8 protein-coding genes are annotated in these 18,658 nt (G+C 66.1%); all 8 read left to right on the top strand.

Annotated elements, in window-relative coordinates:
• The first annotated feature begins 10 nt into the window (after nucleotides 1-10).
• The 8 genes from zipA to treY all read left to right on the top strand — a co-directional run bounded on the left by zipA (nucleotide 11) and on the right by treY (nucleotide 18,607).
• Nucleotides 11-1,033 carry a cell division protein ZipA gene (gene zipA / locus NDK18_RS02055; RefSeq protein ID WP_250622769.1) on the top strand — a complete coding sequence of 341 codons (1,023 nt, stop codon included), beginning with the start codon at nucleotides 11-13 and terminating at the stop codon, nucleotides 1,031-1,033.
• Nucleotides 1,034-1,203: 170 nt separating this feature from the next.
• Nucleotides 1,204-4,443: a maltotransferase domain-containing protein gene (locus NDK18_RS02050; RefSeq protein ID WP_250626964.1), complete on the top strand. Its 3,240-nt coding sequence runs from the start codon at nucleotides 1,204-1,206 to the stop codon at nucleotides 4,441-4,443.
• Nucleotides 4,444-4,446: 3 nt separating this feature from the next.
• Entirely contained in the window at nucleotides 4,447-7,770 is a 3,324-nt protein-coding gene (treS, locus tag NDK18_RS02045) for a maltose alpha-D-glucosyltransferase (protein ID WP_250622771.1), read from the top strand.
• Nucleotides 7,767-9,962, top strand: coding sequence for a 1,4-alpha-glucan branching protein GlgB (gene glgB / locus NDK18_RS02040; protein WP_250626963.1), 2,196 nt, complete (start codon nucleotides 7,767-7,769; stop codon nucleotides 9,960-9,962). The genes treS and glgB overlap by 4 nt, the downstream gene beginning before the upstream one ends.
• Before the next feature lie 47 nt (nucleotides 9,963-10,009).
• Nucleotides 10,010-12,121, top strand: a complete 2,112-nt coding sequence (gene glgX / locus NDK18_RS02035) for a glycogen debranching protein GlgX (protein ID WP_250622773.1) — start codon at nucleotides 10,010-10,012, stop codon at nucleotides 12,119-12,121.
• On the top strand, nucleotides 12,121-13,863 hold the full coding sequence (treZ, locus tag NDK18_RS02030; protein ID WP_250622774.1) for a malto-oligosyltrehalose trehalohydrolase: 1,743 nt from the start codon (nucleotides 12,121-12,123) through the stop codon (nucleotides 13,861-13,863). The genes glgX and treZ overlap by 1 nt, the downstream gene beginning before the upstream one ends.
• Entirely contained in the window at nucleotides 13,860-15,950 is a 2,091-nt protein-coding gene (gene malQ / locus NDK18_RS02025) for a 4-alpha-glucanotransferase (protein ID WP_250626962.1), read from the top strand. The genes treZ and malQ overlap by 4 nt, the downstream gene beginning before the upstream one ends.
• Entirely contained in the window at nucleotides 15,947-18,607 is a 2,661-nt protein-coding gene (treY, locus tag NDK18_RS02020) for a malto-oligosyltrehalose synthase (RefSeq protein ID WP_250626961.1), read from the top strand. Before malQ ends, treY begins: the two co-directional genes overlap by 4 nt.
• Nucleotides 18,608-18,658: the final 51 nt, after the last annotated feature.

The following is an 18,658-nucleotide window of genomic DNA, read 5'->3' as shown; positions in this document are numbered from 1 at the left end:
GGAACCCGTGATGACCCACGAACCCGTCGTTGCCCTGGCTTGGAACCCCGCCGTCGGCGTGCCCCTGTTGATCGTGGCCGTGATCGTGCTGGGACTGATCTGGTTGTTTGGCCAGCCGAAGAAGGAGCAGGGCCGTCGCAAGCCCCAGCCGACGGCACCGCAGCGAGCGCCTGAGCGGCGCGAGCCGACCTTTGGCGACGGGCCCGCGGCCGACGCCGACACCGCGTTCGATTTCCCGCCGCCAAACTCGCGTGCACCGCGCCAGGGCACGCTGGACATGGACATGCAGGACGAACTCGAACGCCTGGGCGCCACGCTTGCCGGTGACCGCACTGCGCCGGTGGTGTCCTCCGCTTCCATCGAGGACATCCTGCGCTCGCCGCTCCCGACCGAGCCTGCCGCATCGACCATGGGTGCCTCGCGGCCGTCAGCATCCCCGTCGCGCCGGACCGAGCCGACGCTTGAAACAGGATTCGATACCCCGCCGTTCGAACCGGCTTCACCTGGCGCGGAGCCCGTCCGGGCCCCGATAGCCGCGCCATCGGAGCCGCCGCGTTCGGACGTTGGCCGCCGGCCTGTCGAACGGCCCGTCGAGCGCATTGTCAGCCTGTACGTGGTGTCGCGCGACGATCACATTTTCAACGGCACGGATCTCGTCGTGGCGGCCGAGAAGGCGGGTCTGGAATTCGGCGACATGGGCATCTTCCATCGCCTGGTCGATGGCCGCCGCGAGCTCGGACCGATCTTCAGCGTGGCGAACCTGGTCAAGCCCGGCAATTTCGACCTGAAGCGCGTCGAGGCCATGCAGACCCCGGGCCTGTCGTTCTTCATGACCTTGCCCGGCCCCGTGCCGGCGCTCGATGCATGGGACACGATGTTGCCGGCAGCGCAACGTCTTGCGGAGCTGCTCGATGGCCTGGTCCTGGATGAGGAGCGAAACGCCCTGGGCCGCCAGCGCATCGCGCACATCCGCGATGAACTGCGCGGATGGGACCGCGGCCACGAAGGCGTTGAGATCAAGTTCGGCGCTTAAGATGCGCCAACACCCGTAAAACAAGCGGTTTCCAAGGCGTTTCACGCTGCGCAAACGGGCCCATCGGGCATCGTAGGGGTCACGATTGTCGGTGAACGGTGCGCATGGCGCACTGGCGTGAGTGCCCGCGTCCCTGCCGCGATCGTCCCTTTGCACGGAGATCGCGGTAGATGTCGGCACCTTCTTCCAACCTCGCGCTCGCCCTTTACTATCTTCATCCGCGCCTGACCGGCGACACCGCAGGTTGCGAAGCGTGGCTTGCGCATGCCCGGGGCCTGGGTTTTACCCACGTGGTCATCGCGCCGCCCTTCGATTCGGGCAGCAGCGATGACATTTTCCTTACAGCCGACCACCGTGTCGCGCGCGACGGCAGTCCCAGCGTGTCGGAACTGGCGGAGGCAGCACATCGGCATGGGCTCAAGGTCATCCTCGACGTGGTGATGGACCGCCTGTCCACCGATGCACCGGTGCATCGCGAACACGACGACTGGTTTCGACCGGTGTTCACCGAACATGGCACGCCCGATCCGCGCTGGACGCCGAGCGAGGGCGATGCGGCGCTGTGGCGTTACAACGATCCGGCGGTGCTGGCCCCGGCACTTGCATGGTGGGCCGAACGCCTCGCGGCGCACGTGGCCGATGGCGTGGATGGATTCCGCATCCTGGGCCCGGCAGTGTTCGATGCGACGCAATGGACCGGTCTGATCGAGCGTGTTCGGAGCGCAGGGCATTCGTTATTCCTGGCCTGGACGCCTGGCCTGTCGCCCGCTGAACTCGAGCGCCTTGTCGGCGCGCCCTTCGATGCCACCTTCGCCTCCACGCCGTGGTGGAACTACCGCGACCGCTGGTACCTGGCCGAGAACGTGCGGCTCGAGCGCATCGCCCCGCCCATTGCCCCGGTGGAAGTACCCTTCGGCAGCCGTCTTGCCGACGATCGCGGCGAGTTTGGGCCGTTCGAGCGTGCCCACCGGCGCGCCATCGACTTCGCCGCCACGCACGCTGCCGGCTGGCTGATGCCGATGGGGTTCGAAATGGGCGCACACGACGTGCTTGATCCGCGCCGTGGCGAGGCTGTTACCCCTGCCGTCATGCGCGCCGGAAGCACCCTTGCCATCGACGACGCCATCGAAGCTGCCAACGCCCGGATGGCCAGCCATCGCAGCGACGAGCGCGTGCAATCGCGCACCACCAACGACGTGTCGACGTGGGTGTTCGTCGATCGCCTGCCGGTCGGCGCGGCGAGCCAGGCCCGCGTGGTGCTGGCCAATGCGGACCTGGTCAACGAGCGTTGCCTGCACGTGGCGCAACTGCTCCGCGGCCCGGCATCGGGCTTCGGCATGCCCGCGGGAGACCGCGGCGACCTCTTCGCCCTGAAACCGGGGGAGGTGCGCGAGTTCGCCCTCGAACCCACCCGGCCGGTCCTGGCAAAAATCGCCGCGGCCACCGCCAGGCGCGAACTCGACGACGCCACCACGATGCCGCGCATCGCCATCGAAGCGATCACGCCGCAGGTGGATGGCGGCCGGTTTCCGGCCAAGCGCGTGGTGGGCGAGTCGGTCACCGTCGAGGCCGATATCTTCATGGATGGCCATGACGTGCTGGCCGCCGTGGTCCGCTGGCGCGCTCTCGACGAACGCCAGTGGCGCGAAGTGCCGATGCAACTGGTGAACAACGACCGTTACACCGCCAGCTTCATTCCACAGCGCATGGGCCGTTATGAATATGGCGTGGTGGCCTGGCGCGACGCGTTCGGCACCTATCATCATGAATTGAAGGCGAAGGTGGACGCGGGCGTCGCCGTGCCGCTGGAGCTGGAGGAGGGCAGGCGCCTGGTCGAGAAAACCCTCCAGGCGGCCACAGGCTCGAAGGCCAAACCGCTGAAGGCATTGCTCGCGGCACTGGGTGAAGCGGCGGATCCCGAGCGCACCGAGCGTCTCCTGGACCATGGCACCGAAGAGATCATGCACGCAGCGGACCCGCGTCCCTTTGCGCTGGAGTCGCAGGTCTTGAAGCTCGAAGTGGATCGCCGCGCGGCCGAGTTCGCCAGCTGGTACGAACTCTTCCCGCGTTCATCTACCGACGATGCCAGCCGCCACGGCAGCTTCCGCGACGTGATCAAGCGCCTGCCGGATATCCAGGCGATGGGTTTCGACGTGCTGTACTTCCCGCCGATCCATCCCATCGGCAAGGCCTTCCGCAAGGGCAGGAACAATACACTTACACCCGGCGACACCGATGTCGGCAGCCCCTACGCCATTGGCTCCCACGAGGGCGGCCATACCGACATCCACCCGCAGCTGGGCACGATCGAAGACTTCCGCGCGCTGCGCGATGCCGCCGCGGCCCATGGGCTGGAGCTGGCCCTGGATTTCGCCATCCAGTGCTCGCAGGACCATCCATGGCTGAAAGAACACCCCGACTGGTTCGACTACCGTCCCGACGGCAGCATCAAATACGCGGAGAATCCTCCGAAGAAGTACCAGGACATCGTCAACGTCGATTTCTACACCGACGGCGCCATCCCGTCGCTATGGCAGGCCCTGTGCGATGTGGTGCTGTACTGGGCAGGCGAGGGCGTGCGCACCTTTCGCGTGGACAACCCGCACACCAAGCCCTTTCCCTTCTGGGAATGGATGATCCGCCATGTGCGTACGCAGTACCCCGATACCTTGTTCCTTTCCGAGGCCTTTACCCGGCCCAAGCCGATGTACCGATTGGCCAAGGCCGGCTTCAGCCAGTCGTACACCTACTTCACCTGGCGCCATTCGAAGGATGAGTTCATCCAGTACCTGACCGAACTCACCACCACGGCGCCGAAGGAATTCTTCCGGCCGAACTTCTTCGTCAATACGCCGGACATCAATCCTTATTTCCTGCAGCGCTCCGGACGGCCTGGTTTCCTTATACGTGCGGCGCTTGCGTCGACGCTATCGGGGCTGTGGGGGGTGTATTCGGGTTTCGAGTTGTGCGAGGGCACGCCGATCCCGGGCAAGGAGGAATACCTCGACTCGGAAAAGTTCGAGATCCGCCCGCGCGATTACGCCATGCCCGGCAACATCGTGGCCGAAATCACCCAGTTGAACCGCATCCGCCGCGAGCATCCCGCCCTGCAAAGCCACCGCCATGTGCGCTTCCTGCCCTCGGGCAACGATCAGGTACTGGTGTTCGAGAAGACCACCGCCGATCGCGACGACATCGTGCTGGTGGCGATCAACCTGGATCCGCACGCCGCGCAATCGACCGACTTCCAACTGCCGCTGGCCGACTGGGGCCTGCCCGACGGCGCCACGGTCCAGGTGCACGACCTCATCCACGAGGGCTTCGGCACCTGGTCCGGCGCGCGCCAGGACGTGTGGCTGGGACAAGGCATGCCGTATGCGGTCTGGCACATCACCTTCCAAGGAGCTTGAGCGATGGCACGAAAGCCAAAAAGCAATGGCGCATCGAAGGTCGCGTTCTCCGACGATCCGCTTTGGTACAAAGATGCGGTGATCTACCAGGTGCACCTGAAGTCGTTCTTCGACGCCAACGACGACGGCGTGGGGGACTTCCAGGGCCTGATCGACAAGCTCGACTACATTGCCGAGCTGGGCGTGAATACCCTCTGGTTGCTGCCTTTCTACCCCAGCCCCCGGCGCGACGATGGCTACGACATCGCCGAGTACAAGGCGGTGCACGAAGACTACGGCAAGCTGGCCGATGCCAAGCGCTTCATCGCCGAGGCGCACGAGCGCGGCATCCGCGTGATCACCGAGCTTGTGATCAACCATACCTCCGACCAGCACCCGTGGTTTCAGCGGGCGAGGTCGGCAAAGAAGGGTTCGGCGGCGCGCAACTTCTATGTGTGGTCGGACACCGACCAGGCCTACGACGGCACCCGGATCATCTTTCTCGATACCGAGAAATCGAACTGGACCTGGGATCCCGTGGCGGGCCAGTATTTCTGGCACCGGTTTTTCTCGCACCAGCCCGACCTCAACTTCGACAACCCCGCGGTGATCAAGGCGGTGCTGGACGTGATGCATTTCTGGCTGGATCTTGGCGTGGACGGATTGCGCCTTGATGCCGTGCCCTACCTGATCGAGCGCGAGGGCACCAACAACGAGAACCTGCCCGAGACGCACGCGATCCTGAAGATCATCCGCAAGGAGATCGACGAGCACTATCCCGATCGCATGCTGCTGGCCGAGGCCAACCAGTGGCCGGAAGATACCCAGGATTACTTCGGCAACGGCGATGAATGCCACATGGCCTTCCATTTCCCGTTGATGCCGCGCATGTACATGGCCATCGCCCGCGAAGACCGTTTCCCGATCACCGACATCATGCGGCAGACCCCGGCGATCCCCGAGAACTGCCAGTGGGCGATCTTCCTGCGCAACCACGATGAACTTACCCTGGAAATGGTGACCGACTCCGAGCGCGATTACCTCTGGCAAACCTATGCCGCCGACCGCCGCGCACGCATCAACTTAGGGATTCGCCGGCGCCTGGCGCCACTGCTTGAGCGCGACCGCCGCCGCATCGAGCTGATGAACGCCCTGCTTCTGTCCATGCCCGGCACGCCGGTGCTCTATTACGGTGACGAGATCGGCATGGGCGACAACATCCACCTGGGTGATCGCGATGGCGTCCGCACGCCGATGCAATGGTCGGTGGACCGCAACGGTGGATTCTCCCGCGCGGACCCGGCAAGCCTGGTGTTGCCGCCGATCATGGATCCGTTGTACGGCTTCCAGGCGGTGAATGTGGAAGCGCAGTCACGCGACCCGCATTCGCTGTTGAACTGGACACGCCGCATGCTGGCGGTACGCTCACGCTACAAGGCGTTCGGCCGCGGCGAGTTGAAATTCCTCTATCCGGGTAATCGCAAGGTGCTGGCGTACCTACGCCTCCTGGGGGAGGAGAAGGTGTTGTGCGTAGCCAACCTTTCACGCTCGCTGCAGGCGGTAGAGCTTGACCTTGCCGCCTTCGACGGCCACGTGCCGGTGGAGATCATGGGCGGATCGTCGTTCCCGCCGGTCGGTGCGTTGCCGTACCTGTTGACCATTCCTCCGTATGGTTTTTATTCCTTCCAGCTGTGCGCCAACGCGGCTCTTCCCGAGTGGCATGAGCCCGCGCCGGAAACCATGCCCGATTTCGAGACGCTGGTATTGCGCGGACCAATCGCCGAGGGACCGGTAATGTCGCATCACCGGGGCGTCGTCGAGCGCGACATCCTGCCCACGTACCTGGCCATGCGCCGCTGGTTCGGCGCCAAGGACAGGGGCATTGCCTCGGTGCACGTGAAGTACGCTGCCGAGTGGCCCGACCGCGGCGACGACCTGGTGCTTACCGAGCTCGACGTGGAACTTAAAAGCGGCGAGCACGAAAGCTATGTCCTGCCGCTGGGCATCGTCTGGGAGGACGAACCCACGCCCGTGCGCTCCACGCAACTGGCCCTGGCGCGCGTGCGCCGTGGACGCCGCGTCGGGTATCTCACCGACGGCTTCACCCTGGATGCGTTCGCTTCGGGCGTAATACGCGGCTTGCGCGCCGACAAAACCGTGCAGGCTGGGAAGGGAGAGCTGCGCTTCATCCCGGAATCCGGGCTCTCCGCGATCGACTTTCCCACGGACGTGGAAAATCGCTGGCTGTCTGCCGAACAATCCAACAGCTCCATGATCATTGCCGACAAGGGCGTGTTGAAAGTGGTGCGGCGGATCACCCCGGGGATCAATCCGGAAGTGGAGGTAAGCCGATATCTCACCCACGCAGGGTACGCCAACACCGCGCCGCTACTGGGGGAGGTGCGCCGCGTGAGCGGCGATGGCGAGGAAGCCACGCTCGCGGTGCTGCAGGGCTTCCTGCGCAACCAGGGCGACGCCTGGCGCTGGACGCTTGATTACCTGCATCGCAGCTTCGATGAATTCGCCCATGCCAGCGAGGCCGACCGGCAGACCGAACTCCTGGCCGGTTACGACGCCTTTGCCGCGGTGATGGGTACGCGCCTGGCCCAGCTGCACGCGGTGCTCGCCCGGCCCACCGACGACACGGCGTTTGCGCCGACGCCCGTGACCGAAGCCGATACCCGGCGCTGGGCGGTCTCCGCCCACACGCAGATCGATCATGCCTTCGCGGCCATCGAAGGCTTCGATGCAGGCGAGGATGCGAAGCTGGCAGGGCGTGTCGCGCGGGTGCGCAATGAGCGCGAGGAACTGAAGTCGCGCGTCGACCAGATCGCACCACTTGCCGCCACGGGCCTCCTTATCCGCCACCACGGCGACTTCCACCTTGGCCAGATCCTGGTGGTGCAGGACGACGCCTACATCATCGATTTCGAGGGCGAGCCGGCGCGCAGTGTCGCCGAACGCCGCTTGAAATCCTCGCCGCTGCGCGATGTGGCGGGCTTGCTGCGCTCGCTCGACTACGCGGCCGCCGTGGCCGCCCGCGGCGAGGACGGCGCAGCGCCCGTGGTCGATGAGCGCCTTGAGACCTACCTCACCGCTTTCCGCGACCGCGCTTCGGAAAACTTCCTGGCGGCCTACCGAGCGGAGCTGGCGGCATCGCCATTCCCATGGATCGACGAGCAAGCGATCGAACCCTTGCTTGACCTGTTCCTGATCGAAAAAGCAGCCTACGAGGTGGCCTATGAGGCGGCTAACCGTCCACACTGGCTGGCGGTGCCGCTGACGGGGCTGCACAGCATCGTGGAGCGGCTGGAAGCGGCGGACCTCACGCGGGAGCTGGATGCATGACCGCTCCCTTCCGACCGCACGCGCCGCCGATCGACGAAGCCGAACGCGCCAGCTTGCTCAATGGCACGCATGGCGATCCCTTCGCCGTGCTCGGCGCCCATGGCAATGGCGCGACGCGCGTGTTGCGTGCACTGCAACCCGGCGCCGAAAGCGTGCAGGCGATCGACGGGCGTGGCGAGGCGATCGCGGAACTCAGCCCCGAAGGCGAGGGCGGGTTGTTCAGCGGCACGCTCGGCCAGGACGGTCCCTACCGTCTGCGCATCCGCTGGCCTGGGGGCACCCAGGATATCGCCGATAGCTACGGCTTCGGCCCGCTGCTGTCGGATTTCGATCTGTATCTTCTTGCCGAAGGCAAGCATCTAGGCCTGTATGACGTGCTCGGCGCCTTGCCCAAGACCATCGACGGCTTCGAAGGCGTGCGCTTTGCCGTGTGGGCGCCGAACGCGCGGTCGGTGAGCGTGATCGGTGACTTCAATGGCTGGGACGGCCGGCGAAATCCCATGCGCCTGTGCCGCGAGGCAGGGGTGTGGGAGCTGTTCGTCCCGGGACTGATGCCCGGCGCGCGCTACAAGTTCCAGGTGCGCGGCGTCGATGGCGTGGTGCGCGAGAAGGCAGATCCGGTAGCGCTGTCGGCCGAACAGCCGCCGGCGACCGCCTCGGTGGTGGCCGATCCGCTGATGTTCCAGTGGACCGACGAGGCCTGGATGCACGGCCGCGCCGCACGGCAGTCCGCCAACGCGCCGCTGTCGATCTACGAGCTGCATGCCGGATCCTGGTGGCGTGAGCACGCCAACGACGTGCCCAATTGGGACCGCCTGGGCGAGCGGCTGATTCCTTATGTGGTGGGCATGGGCTTCACCCATATCGAACTGCTGCCGATTTCCGAGTATCCCTTCGGCGGTTCGTGGGGCTACCAGCCCCTGGGGCAGTTCGCGCCAACGTCGCGCTTCGGCCCGCCGGAGGCTTTCGCCCGCTTTGTAGATCGCTGCCACGAGGCGGGCGTGGGCGTAGTGATCGACTGGGTCCCGGCGCATTTCCCGACCGATGCCCATGGCCTGGCGCAGTTCGACGGCACCGCGCTTTACGAACACGGCGATCCGCTGGAGGGTTATCACCAGGACTGGAATACGTTGATCTACAACCTTGGGCGCAATGAGGTGTCGGGGTTCCTGATCGCCAGCGGCCTGGCATGGCTTGAGCGTTTCCACATCGATGGCCTGCGCGTGGATGCGGTGGCATCGATGCTCTACCGCGACTACAGCCGCAACGCCGGCGAGTGGGTGCCCAACATCTACGGCGGCCGGGAAAACCTCGAAGCCATCGCCTTCCTGCGCCGCTTCAACCAGGTGGTGGCCGAGAAGCACCCCGGTGTGCTGACCATCGCCGAGGAGTCCACAGCGTGGCCCGGCGTGACCGCGCCGGTGGAGCAGGGCGGCCTGGGTTTCTCGTTCAAATGGAACATGGGCTGGATGCACGACACGCTTCAATACATGTCGCGCGACTCTATCCATCGCCGCTGGCATCACAACGACATGAGCTTCGGCATGGTGTATGCCTACTCGGAGAAGTTCGTGCTGCCGCTGTCGCACGATGAAGTGGTGCACGGCAAGCGTTCGTTGCTCGGGCGCATGCCTGGCGATGACTGGCAGAAGTTCGCCAACCTGCGTGCCTACTTCGGCTTCATGTGGGCCCACCCGGGCAAGAAGCTGCTGTTCAACGGTGGCGAGCTGGGCCAGCCGCAAGAGTGGAACCACGACGACCAGATCGCCTGGCATCTGTTGGACAACCCCTTCCACCTTGGCGTGCAGAAACTGGTGCGCGACCTGAACCGTACCTACGCCGGCGTCCCTGCGCTGCATGCGAAGGACACCGAGCCTTCCGGCTTCCGTTGGGTGGTCGGCGATGACGCGGGCAACAGTGTCTTTGCCTGGCTGCGCATGGCCGACGGCGCGCCGCCAGCGCTGGTGGTATGCAATTTCACGCCGGCGCTCATCCACGACTATCGCATCGGCGTGCCGCACCACGGGCGCTGGCGCGAGGCGATCAACAGCGATGCCGCGCAGTATGGCGGGTCCAACGCGGGCAACAACGGCGGCGTGGAAACATCGCCGCAACCGGCCCATGGCTACCCCGATTCAGTGGCCCTCACCCTACCGCCGCTGTCCACGGTGATCTTTGTCCTGGATGGTTAGAACCCACGCCAGGACGCCAACCACACTCCTTCCATTAAAGGCCTTCCATGCCCGCACTCCCCGAACGCATGCAGCCTGGCGCCGCCTATCCCCTGGGCGCCACCTGCGATGGCATCGGTACGAACTTCGCGGTCTTCTCGGCCAATGCGACGCGGATCGAACTGTGTCTGTTCGATCCCACTGGTCGGCGCGAGATCGCGCGATACGACCTGCCGGACTACACCGACCAGGTGTTCCACGGCTACCTGCCGCGTGTGCGCGGCGGGCAGCTGTATGGCTATCGTGCCCATGGTCCGTACGAACCTGAGCAGGGCCATCGCTTCAACCCGAACAAGCTTCTGCTCGATCCCTATGCGCGCCTGCTGCATGGCCAGGTGCGCTGGACCGACGCCCTGCACGGCTACCGTGTCGCCTCGCCGCGCGCGGACCTTTCCTTCGACCGGCGTGACAGTGCCGCTGCCATGCCCAAGGCGGTAGTGGTGGACGAGGCCATGCATAACGACCGCGACCGGCGGCCGCATATCTCCTGGGACCGCACCATCATCTACGAGACCCACGTGCGCGGCGCCACACGCTCGCTGCGGCGGGTACGCGCCAACGAGCGCGGTACCTTCGCGGCGCTGGGCGACCCGTGGTTCATCGATCACCTGCTGAAGCTGGGCATCACCGCGATCGAGCTGTTGCCCATCCATGCCTTCGTGCAGGATCGCCGGCTGACGGAGATGAAGCTGCGCAACTACTGGGGCTACAACACGCTGGCCTTTTTCGCGCCCGAGCCGCAGTACCTTTCCGAAGGCACCCTCAACGAGATCCGCGCGGCGATCCAGGCACTGCATACGGCGGGCATCGAGGTGATCCTGGACGTGGTGTACAACCACACCTGCGAGGGCAGCGAGCTTGGCACCACCATGAGCTTCCGCGGCCTGGACAACGCCAGCTATTACCGGCTGCTGCCGGACACCCCCCGCTATTGCATCAATGACACCGGTTGCGGCAACACGGTGAACACCGCGCATCCGCGCGTGATCCAGCTGGTGATGGATTCCTTGCGTTATTGGGTGCGCACCTTCCACGTGGACGGCTTCCGTTTCGACCTTGGCGTAAGCCTGGGCCGTGAGGCGCACGGCTTTGATCCCAATGCGGGCCTCTTCGACGCCATGCGGCAGGATCCAGCTCTGGCGCGGGTGAAGATGATCTCCGAACCGTGGGATCTTGGCCCGGGCGGCTATCAGATTGGCAACCACCCGCCCGGTTTCGCCGAGTGGAACGGCAAGTTCCGCGACGAGGTGCGTTCGTTCTGGAAGGGCGAGATCGGCCTTCGCGGCGCGCTCGCCGGCCGCCTGCAGGGTTCGTCCGAACTCTTCGATCACCAGGGCCGCAAACCGTGGTCGTCGGTGAACTTCATTACTGCGCACGATGGCTTCACCCTCAACGACCTGGTGAGCTACAACGAAAAACACAACCAGGCCAATGGCGAGGAAAACCGCGACGGCGGCAACGACAACGAAAGCAACAACCATGGCGTCGAAGGCCCCACGGACGACCCTGCCGTCATCGAAGCGCGTGACAAGACCATGCGCGCGATGCTGGCCACGTTGATGTTCTCCCATGGCACGCCGATGTTGCTCGGTGGCGATGAGTTCGCCCGTACCCAGCGCGGCAACAACAACGCCTACTGCCAGGACAACGAGATCTCCTGGTACGACTGGAAGGACGCCACCGGCGAACACGGCAAGGCGATGACAGCCTACGTCGGCCGCCTGACGCGACTTCGCGCCAGCCATCGGAGCCTTCGCGCACCGGCCTACGGCCGTGGTACCGAGCCGCTGCTGCCGGGTATTCCCGGCGTGACCTGGCACGACGAGAGCGGCGCGGAACTGACCCAGGACGACTGGGGGTTCGCCGTGGCCCGCCTTCTGGCCGTACGCCGCGCCACGCCGAGCGACAACGGCAAGCGCGTGGACGTCACGCTGATCCTGATCAACGGCGACAGCGCGCCGCATGAGTTCGTACTGCCCACGCCGGAGCTGCCGTGGTGGCTGCGCCTGGTCAGCGCCAACCCCGACGAGCCTGAGCGCGCGGTGACGGAGCCGTCGATAACGATCGAAGGCGAGTGCGTGGCGCTGTTGTCGGCGACGGTGAAACCGGAATCTGCCTGATGGCTGGACACGAAATGCCCTATGGCGCCGCCCTGGCAGACGATGGCGCAGCCACGCGCTTTCGACTGTGGGCACCGGACGCCTCGAGCGTTCAGCTGGCTGTCGATGGGCAGGATATGGCGCCGATGGACACCATCGGCGACGGCTGGCACGAGTGCACCATGCCTTTGGGCGCCGGCACCCGTTACCGCTTCGTGCTGCCCGATGGCCTTGCCGTGCCCGACCCGGCTTCGCGCGCCCAGCACGATGGCGACGTGCATGGCTGGAGCGTGGTGGTGGACCCGCGCAGCTACCACTGGCGGCACGCCGACTGGCGCGGGCGGCCATGGCACGAAACGGTGCTCTGCGAGATCCATGCCGGCGTGATGGGTGGATTTGCCGGTATCGCCGCCGAACTCCCCCGGCTGGCACGCATGGGCATCACCGCCGTGGAACTGATGCCCGTCGCTGAATTTCCAGGCAGTCGCAATTGGGGCTACGACGGCGTACTGCCCTACGCTCCGGCCGCGGCTTATGGCCGGCCCGATGAATTGAAGCAGCTGATCGACCAGGCCCACGGCCTGGGCCTGATGGTGTTCCTGGATGTGGTGTACAACCACTTCGGTCCCGATGGCGCGTACCTGCACGCCTATGCCCGACCTTTCTTCGATACCTCGGCGCATACGCCCTGGGGCGCCGCCATCGACGTGGGCGTGCCGGCGGTGGGCGACTACTTCGTGCACAACGCGCTGTACTGGCTGAACGAGTACCGATTCGACGGGCTGCGTTTCGATGCCGTGCATTCGATCAACAACGACGCCTGGCTTCGTGCGCTGGGTCCGCGTATCCGTGCCGGGATAAGCGACGATCGCCATGTGCACCTGGTGCTGGAGAACGAGGCCAACCAGGCGGGTTTCCTCGCCGAAGGCGTGTTCGATGCCCAGTGGAACGACGATTTCCACCACGCCATGCATGTGCTGCTTTCCGGCGAGACAGACGGTTATTACGCCTGGTACGCCAACGACCCGATGTCGATGCTAGTGCGTTGCATGGGCGAGGGCTTTATTTACCAGGGCGAGGAAATGGAAGGCAAGGCGCGCGGTGAACCGAGCAAGCACCTTTCGCCTTTGCGCTTCGTCAACTTCCTGCAGAACCACGACCAGGTGGGCAATCGCGCCCATGGCGAACGGCTGACGCGCCTGGCTCACCCCGAAACCCTCGCCGCGGCCACGGCGCTGCTGCTGTTGTCGCCCTTCGTGCCGCTGCTGTTCATGGGCGAGGAGCGCGGCAGCCACGCACCGTTCCTGTTCTTCACCGACCACCAGACCGACGAATTGCGCAAGGCGGTGCGCGAAGGCCGCCGGCGTGAATTTGCCCGCTTCGAGAAATACGGCGACCACATGCCGGTACCCGATCCCAATGAGCGCCGGACATTCGACGACAGCCTGCCGGACGAGGCCGATCGAGCCGTGGAAGCGCGTATCGCCAGGCTTCTTCGGCTGCGTCACGAATGGCTGGTGCCGACCCTTCCCACGGCGTCCTCGCTCGGCGCCCAGGCATTGGGCGACCGCGCATTGGTGGCACGCTGGACACTTGGCGCGCGCCGCCTGGTAATCGTGTGCAACCTCGGCGATGCGATCCCCTGCCATGTGCGCGCCGCCGATGACGCCATCTGGCTCGAGGGCAACGAAGAAGCGCGCTCGTCGCTAAGCCGCGGCCAGCTGGCCGCCCGCTCCACCCTGGCTTATCTGGAAAATCCATGAGCAGCACTCGCATCGATCCTGAGCTGGCCGCCCTTGCCGAAGAAGCCAACGTCGTGATTGGCTGGCAGGACGCCGAAGGCATGCCGCAACGTGTGCAGGTGGATACCTTGCGTACCGTCCTTGCCGCTTTCGGCGTGCCGGCCGATACCCAGGCGGACATTCGCAACAGCCGCGAGCGCCTGCGCATGGCACGCGAAAGCGACCGGCTTCCGCCGCTGCTTACCGTGGACGTGGGTGGAAGGATCGCCGTGCCCTCCGCGCGCATGGATCGCTCCTGGCGCCTGAAGGCCCGGTATGGCGAAGACCTCCAGGAAGCTGAAGGTTCGCTTCCCGCAGGCAAGGGAGGCCTTACCGCGCCCGACAAGCCTGGTTATTACACCCTTGCCCTGGGCGCGGAAGAGGTCACGGTGGCGGTGGCGCCGCCGCGTGCCTTTGGCGTGGCGAACCTTACCCGCGGCCGGCCACGCCCCTGGGGTATCGGCGTGCAGATGGGCGCGCTGCGGCGCGCAGGCGACGGAGGGCTGGGCGACTTCACGACGCTGGCGCAGATGGTAACCGCAGCACGGGGGCAGGGCGCCGATGCCATGGCGATCAGCCCGGTGCATGCGATGTTCGCCGCGTCGCCCGAGCGCTATAGCCCCTACGCGCCATCGAGCCGCCTGTTCCTCAATGCCTTGCACGTGGACCCGGGTGCGGCTTGCGGCCCCGATGTGTTGCGCTCGTTGATCGCATCGCATGAGCTGGCGGCGGAGATGGCGGCGCTGGAAGCGGAAGACCTGGTCGACTGGCCGCGCGCGGCGCGCGTGCGTAATACGCTGTTGCGGTCGGTGTTCGAGTGGGCCTCGACCGATATGGCCATGGGCCAGACGCTGGAGACCTTCCGCCGCGCCGAGGGCGAGCCTCTGGAACGCCATGCACGCTTCGAGGCCTTGCAGGCGCACTTCCACCGCGAAGGGCGGCCCGGCGGTTGGCAGGCGTGGCCCGCTGAATTCCACGATCCGTCATCGCCCGCCGTCATCGCCTTCGCCCGCGACCATGCGCGCGAAGTAGCTTTCCACGCCTTCTGCCAATACCTGGCACGGCGGGGCCTGGACGACGCCCAACGTGCCGCGATCGATGCGGGCATGTCGATCGGGCTTGTCGCGGACCTTGCCGTGGGTACCGATGGCGGTGGCAGCCAGGCATGGAGCCATCACCGCGAAATGATCCACGGGCTTTCGGTCGGGGCGCCCCCGGATGCGCTCAACCGCCTGGGGCAGGATTGGGGCCTGACCACCTACTCGCCGCTCGCCCTGCAAAGCGAAGGTTTTGCCGGCTTCATCGGCCTGTTGCGCGCGGCCCTGCGCAGCGCCGGCGGCGTGCGCATCGATCATGTCCTGGGCCTGCGCCGCCTGTGGATGGTGCCGCATGGCGCCGCGGCCACCGAGGGCGCCTACGTGCGCTATCCACTGGAAGACATGCTTCGCCTGGTGGCACTGGAATCGCACCTGCATCGCGCCATCGTGATCGGCGAGGACCTGGGCACCGTGCCCAGCGATTTCCGTAGCCGCATTGCCGGCACCGGCGTGATGGGCCTTCGCGTGCTGTGGTTCGAGCGCGCCGCCGACGGTGGCTTCATCGCACCTTCCTATTGGTCCGAATCGGCCGTGGCGACCACCGGCACCCACGATGTGGCCACCGTCTCGGGTTGGTGGGGCGGCAACGACATCCGCCAGCGTGAAATGGCAGGGCTTGGCGATCCGGTGAACGACGAACACAGCCAGCGTTCGCGCGAACGCAGTGCCTTGTGGCGGTCGATGTGCGCCTCGGGCGCGGCACAGGACGAATGGGCGCCACCACCCCCGGAAGATACCTGGCCGGTGGTTGTCGCCGCCGTCGCCCATGTCGCCAGGGCACCCGCGCCGCTGGCGATGTTTCCCATCGAAGACATCCTTGCCTTGCCCGATCAGCCGAATCTCCCCGGCCCGACGGACGCGACGCATCCGAACTGGCGTCGACGCCTGCCGGGCGATGCGGCCATGGTGTTCGCCCAACCGATCGCACAAGCGACCTGTGCCGCCGCCGCACGCAGCAGGCGCGGCGGATGACCACGCCGCGCGCCACCGCCAGGGTGCAGTTCCATGCAGGTTTCACCCTCGACGATGCCGCAGCCCAGGTGGGCTACTTCGCCCGCCTTGGCGTAAGCCACCTTTATGCCTCGCCGATCCTGGCTGCACGCAAGGGCTCCACCCACGGCTACGACGTGATCGATTGCCATGCGATCAACCCCGAGATCGGCGGGGAACCTGCGCTGCGCCGGCTGGTGGCGGCACTTCGCGCGCACGACATGGGATTGATCCTGGACATCGTGCCCAACCACATGGGCGTGGGTCCGGAAAACGCGTGGTGGATGGATGTGCTGGCCAAGGGTCGGGAGAGCCGCTACGCCGGGTATTTCGACATCGAATGGACGGCGCCTGATCCGCTCGTGCGCGGCCGCGTGTTGCTGCCGATCCTGGGTGAATCGTATTTCGACGTGCTGCACGGCGGCCACATCGCACTGGTACGGCATGGCGATACCTTCGCGCTGCGCGTATACGACGCCGAATTACCCATCGCGCCGGGCGACCAGAAGCGCCTGAACGATATCCAGGGCGATGCGCTGGCCATGCACCACCATGGCACCGACGAAGGGCGCCAGGCGCTTGATGCACTGATCGACCGGCAGCACTATCGCCTGGCCCTGTGGAAGCTTGCCAGCGACCTGGTGAACTACCGGCGCTTCTTCGACATCAACGAGCTGGCCGGCCTGCGCCAGGAGAGCGTGCGCGTATTCGAAGATACCCACGCCCTGGTGTTCCGCCTGTATGCCGAAGGCCTGATCGATGGCGTGCGCTGCGACCACGTCGATGGGCTAGCCAGTCCGCGCCGCTACTGCCGGCAGTTGCGCAACCGCCTGGACCTTCTGCGCCGGCAGCGGCCGGCCGGGGCGCCGCGCACGGCATACCTGGTGGTGGAGAAGATCCTTGCCATGGATGAAGACCTGCGCGCGGACTGGCGCGTGGACGGCACCACCGGCTATGAGTTCATGGATGAAGTGTCTGCGTTGTTGCACGACGAAGCCGGCCGCGCCGACCTCACCGCATTGTGGACGTCCGCCAGCGGCGACACCGCGGGTTTCGTCCGTTATGCCCACGCGGCGCGCCGGCAGATCCTGGTGGACAGCTTCGAATCGGAACTGGCGCGGACCTCTCGCGCGCTGTTCTCGGCCGCGCGCGCCACCCTCGCCACGCGCGATGTCAGCGAGGCGGCGATCCGCCGCGTACTACGCGAGTTGTTGGTGCACTTTCCCGTGTACCGCACCTATGCCGGCGGCGCGGGCCGCGACGCTATCGACGAGGTCGTGTTCACCCGTGCGATCGAGGGCGCGATCCGCGTGCTGCGGCCGGAAGACCACGCCTTGCTGGTGGAGGTTGGCCAGTGGCTCGGGGGCCAGGCGCCGCGGCAGCTTCCCCCGGGAGCCGTGCGGCGCGCGCGAGAGAAAGCCATCGCGGTGTTCCAGCAGGCGACGTCGCCCGTGGCCGCCAAGGCCGTGGAAGACACAGCGGGTTATCGTTACGGGCGCCTGCTGTCGCGCAACGAAGTGGGTGCCGATCCGGATGTCATCGCCATCGAGCCGCCGGCTTTCCACGCGCGCTGCCAACATCGCGCCGAATCCTTCCCGCGCAACATGATCACCACGGCCACGCACGACCACAAACGCGGTGCGGACCTTCGCATGCGCCTTGCCGTGCTGTCCGAACGCGCATCGTGGTGGCAAAGCCAGGCCACCGCCTGGCGCGAGCGGCACGTGCCGTACAAACGTCCCATCGACGGCCGGCTGGCGCCGACCCCGGTGGACGAACTGATGCTGTACCAGATGCTGTTGGGAGCGTGGCCGCTCGTAGAGACCGAACCTCGTGCAGCATTCGTCAGCCGCATCGAAGCCTGGCAGATGAAGGCGCTGCGCGAGGCCAAGCGGCGTACCCGCTGGACCGATCCGAACGAGCCCTACGAGGAAGCCTGCAAGGCGTTCCTGGCCGCGGTGATGGCCGATGAGGGGTTTGTTGCCGAGCTGGAGGAAGCCGCGGCGTCGCTCGCGGTGCCAGGTGCCGCCAACGGACTGGCCCAGGCCGTGCTGCACCTCACCACGCCTGGAGTTCCCGACATCTACCAGGGTACGGAGTATTGGGACTTCAGCCTGGTCGACCCGGACAACCGTCGCCTGGTGGATTACGCGGCTCGGGCTGCGAGCCTGGGGCAGGGTAGCTACGCCGATCTCCTGCCGCATTGGCGGGACGGCCGCATCAAGCAGCACGTGGTGCATACCTTGCTGGCGTTGCGCGCGCGCCTGCCGGTGTTGTTCGCACGGGGCGGCTATCGGGCGCTGGCCGTTACCGGGCCGGCCGCCGCGCACGTGGTGGCCTTCGAACGGCACGATGCCCGGCGCGCCGTGATTGTCGTGGTGGCCCGCCATGTTGCCCACCGGCTCGAAGAAGCCGACGCCCCGCGCCTGGATCCCGTCCACTGGTCGGGAACCAGCCTGGCCTGGCCGATGGGGCAATGGAAGGAGGCCTTTTCGGGCCGATCCGTCCACGGGGAGGGCGCCAAGGCGGTCGGCGAGCTCCTGGGCGACGGCGTGGTGGCGGTATTCGAACGGCGCGCCAAGGGCGGAACCCGTGTGGGCAGGACGGCCAGGGCCGCCACCGGCCGGCCCGTCGCCTGAACGCGCCTGCCGGTGGCCGAACGCGATATCATGCGACGTTGATATCCGCCG

This window comes from Pinirhizobacter soli (genome assembly GCF_015905305.1).
Taxonomy (GTDB): Bacteria; Pseudomonadota; Gammaproteobacteria; order Xanthomonadales; family Rhodanobacteraceae; genus Pinirhizobacter; species Pinirhizobacter soli.
This window is presented reverse-complemented; position numbering and strand designations above follow the sequence as displayed.

Coding starts and splice junctions, on each gene's coding strand:
- treZ (WP_250622774.1), top strand. CDS start 12,121: ATGGCTGGACACGAAATGCCCTATGGCGCCGCCCTGGCAGACGATGGC.
- treY (WP_250626961.1), top strand. CDS start 15,947: ATGACCACGCCGCGCGCCACCGCCAGGGTGCAGTTCCATGCAGGTTTC.
- glgB (WP_250626963.1), top strand. CDS start 7,767: ATGACCGCTCCCTTCCGACCGCACGCGCCGCCGATCGACGAAGCCGAA.
- malQ (WP_250626962.1), top strand. CDS start 13,860: ATGAGCAGCACTCGCATCGATCCTGAGCTGGCCGCCCTTGCCGAAGAA.
- zipA (WP_250622769.1), top strand. CDS start 11: ATGACCCACGAACCCGTCGTTGCCCTGGCTTGGAACCCCGCCGTCGGC.
- NDK18_RS02050 (WP_250626964.1), top strand. CDS start 1,204: ATGTCGGCACCTTCTTCCAACCTCGCGCTCGCCCTTTACTATCTTCAT.
- glgX (WP_250622773.1), top strand. CDS start 10,010: ATGCCCGCACTCCCCGAACGCATGCAGCCTGGCGCCGCCTATCCCCTG.
- treS (WP_250622771.1), top strand. CDS start 4,447: ATGGCACGAAAGCCAAAAAGCAATGGCGCATCGAAGGTCGCGTTCTCC.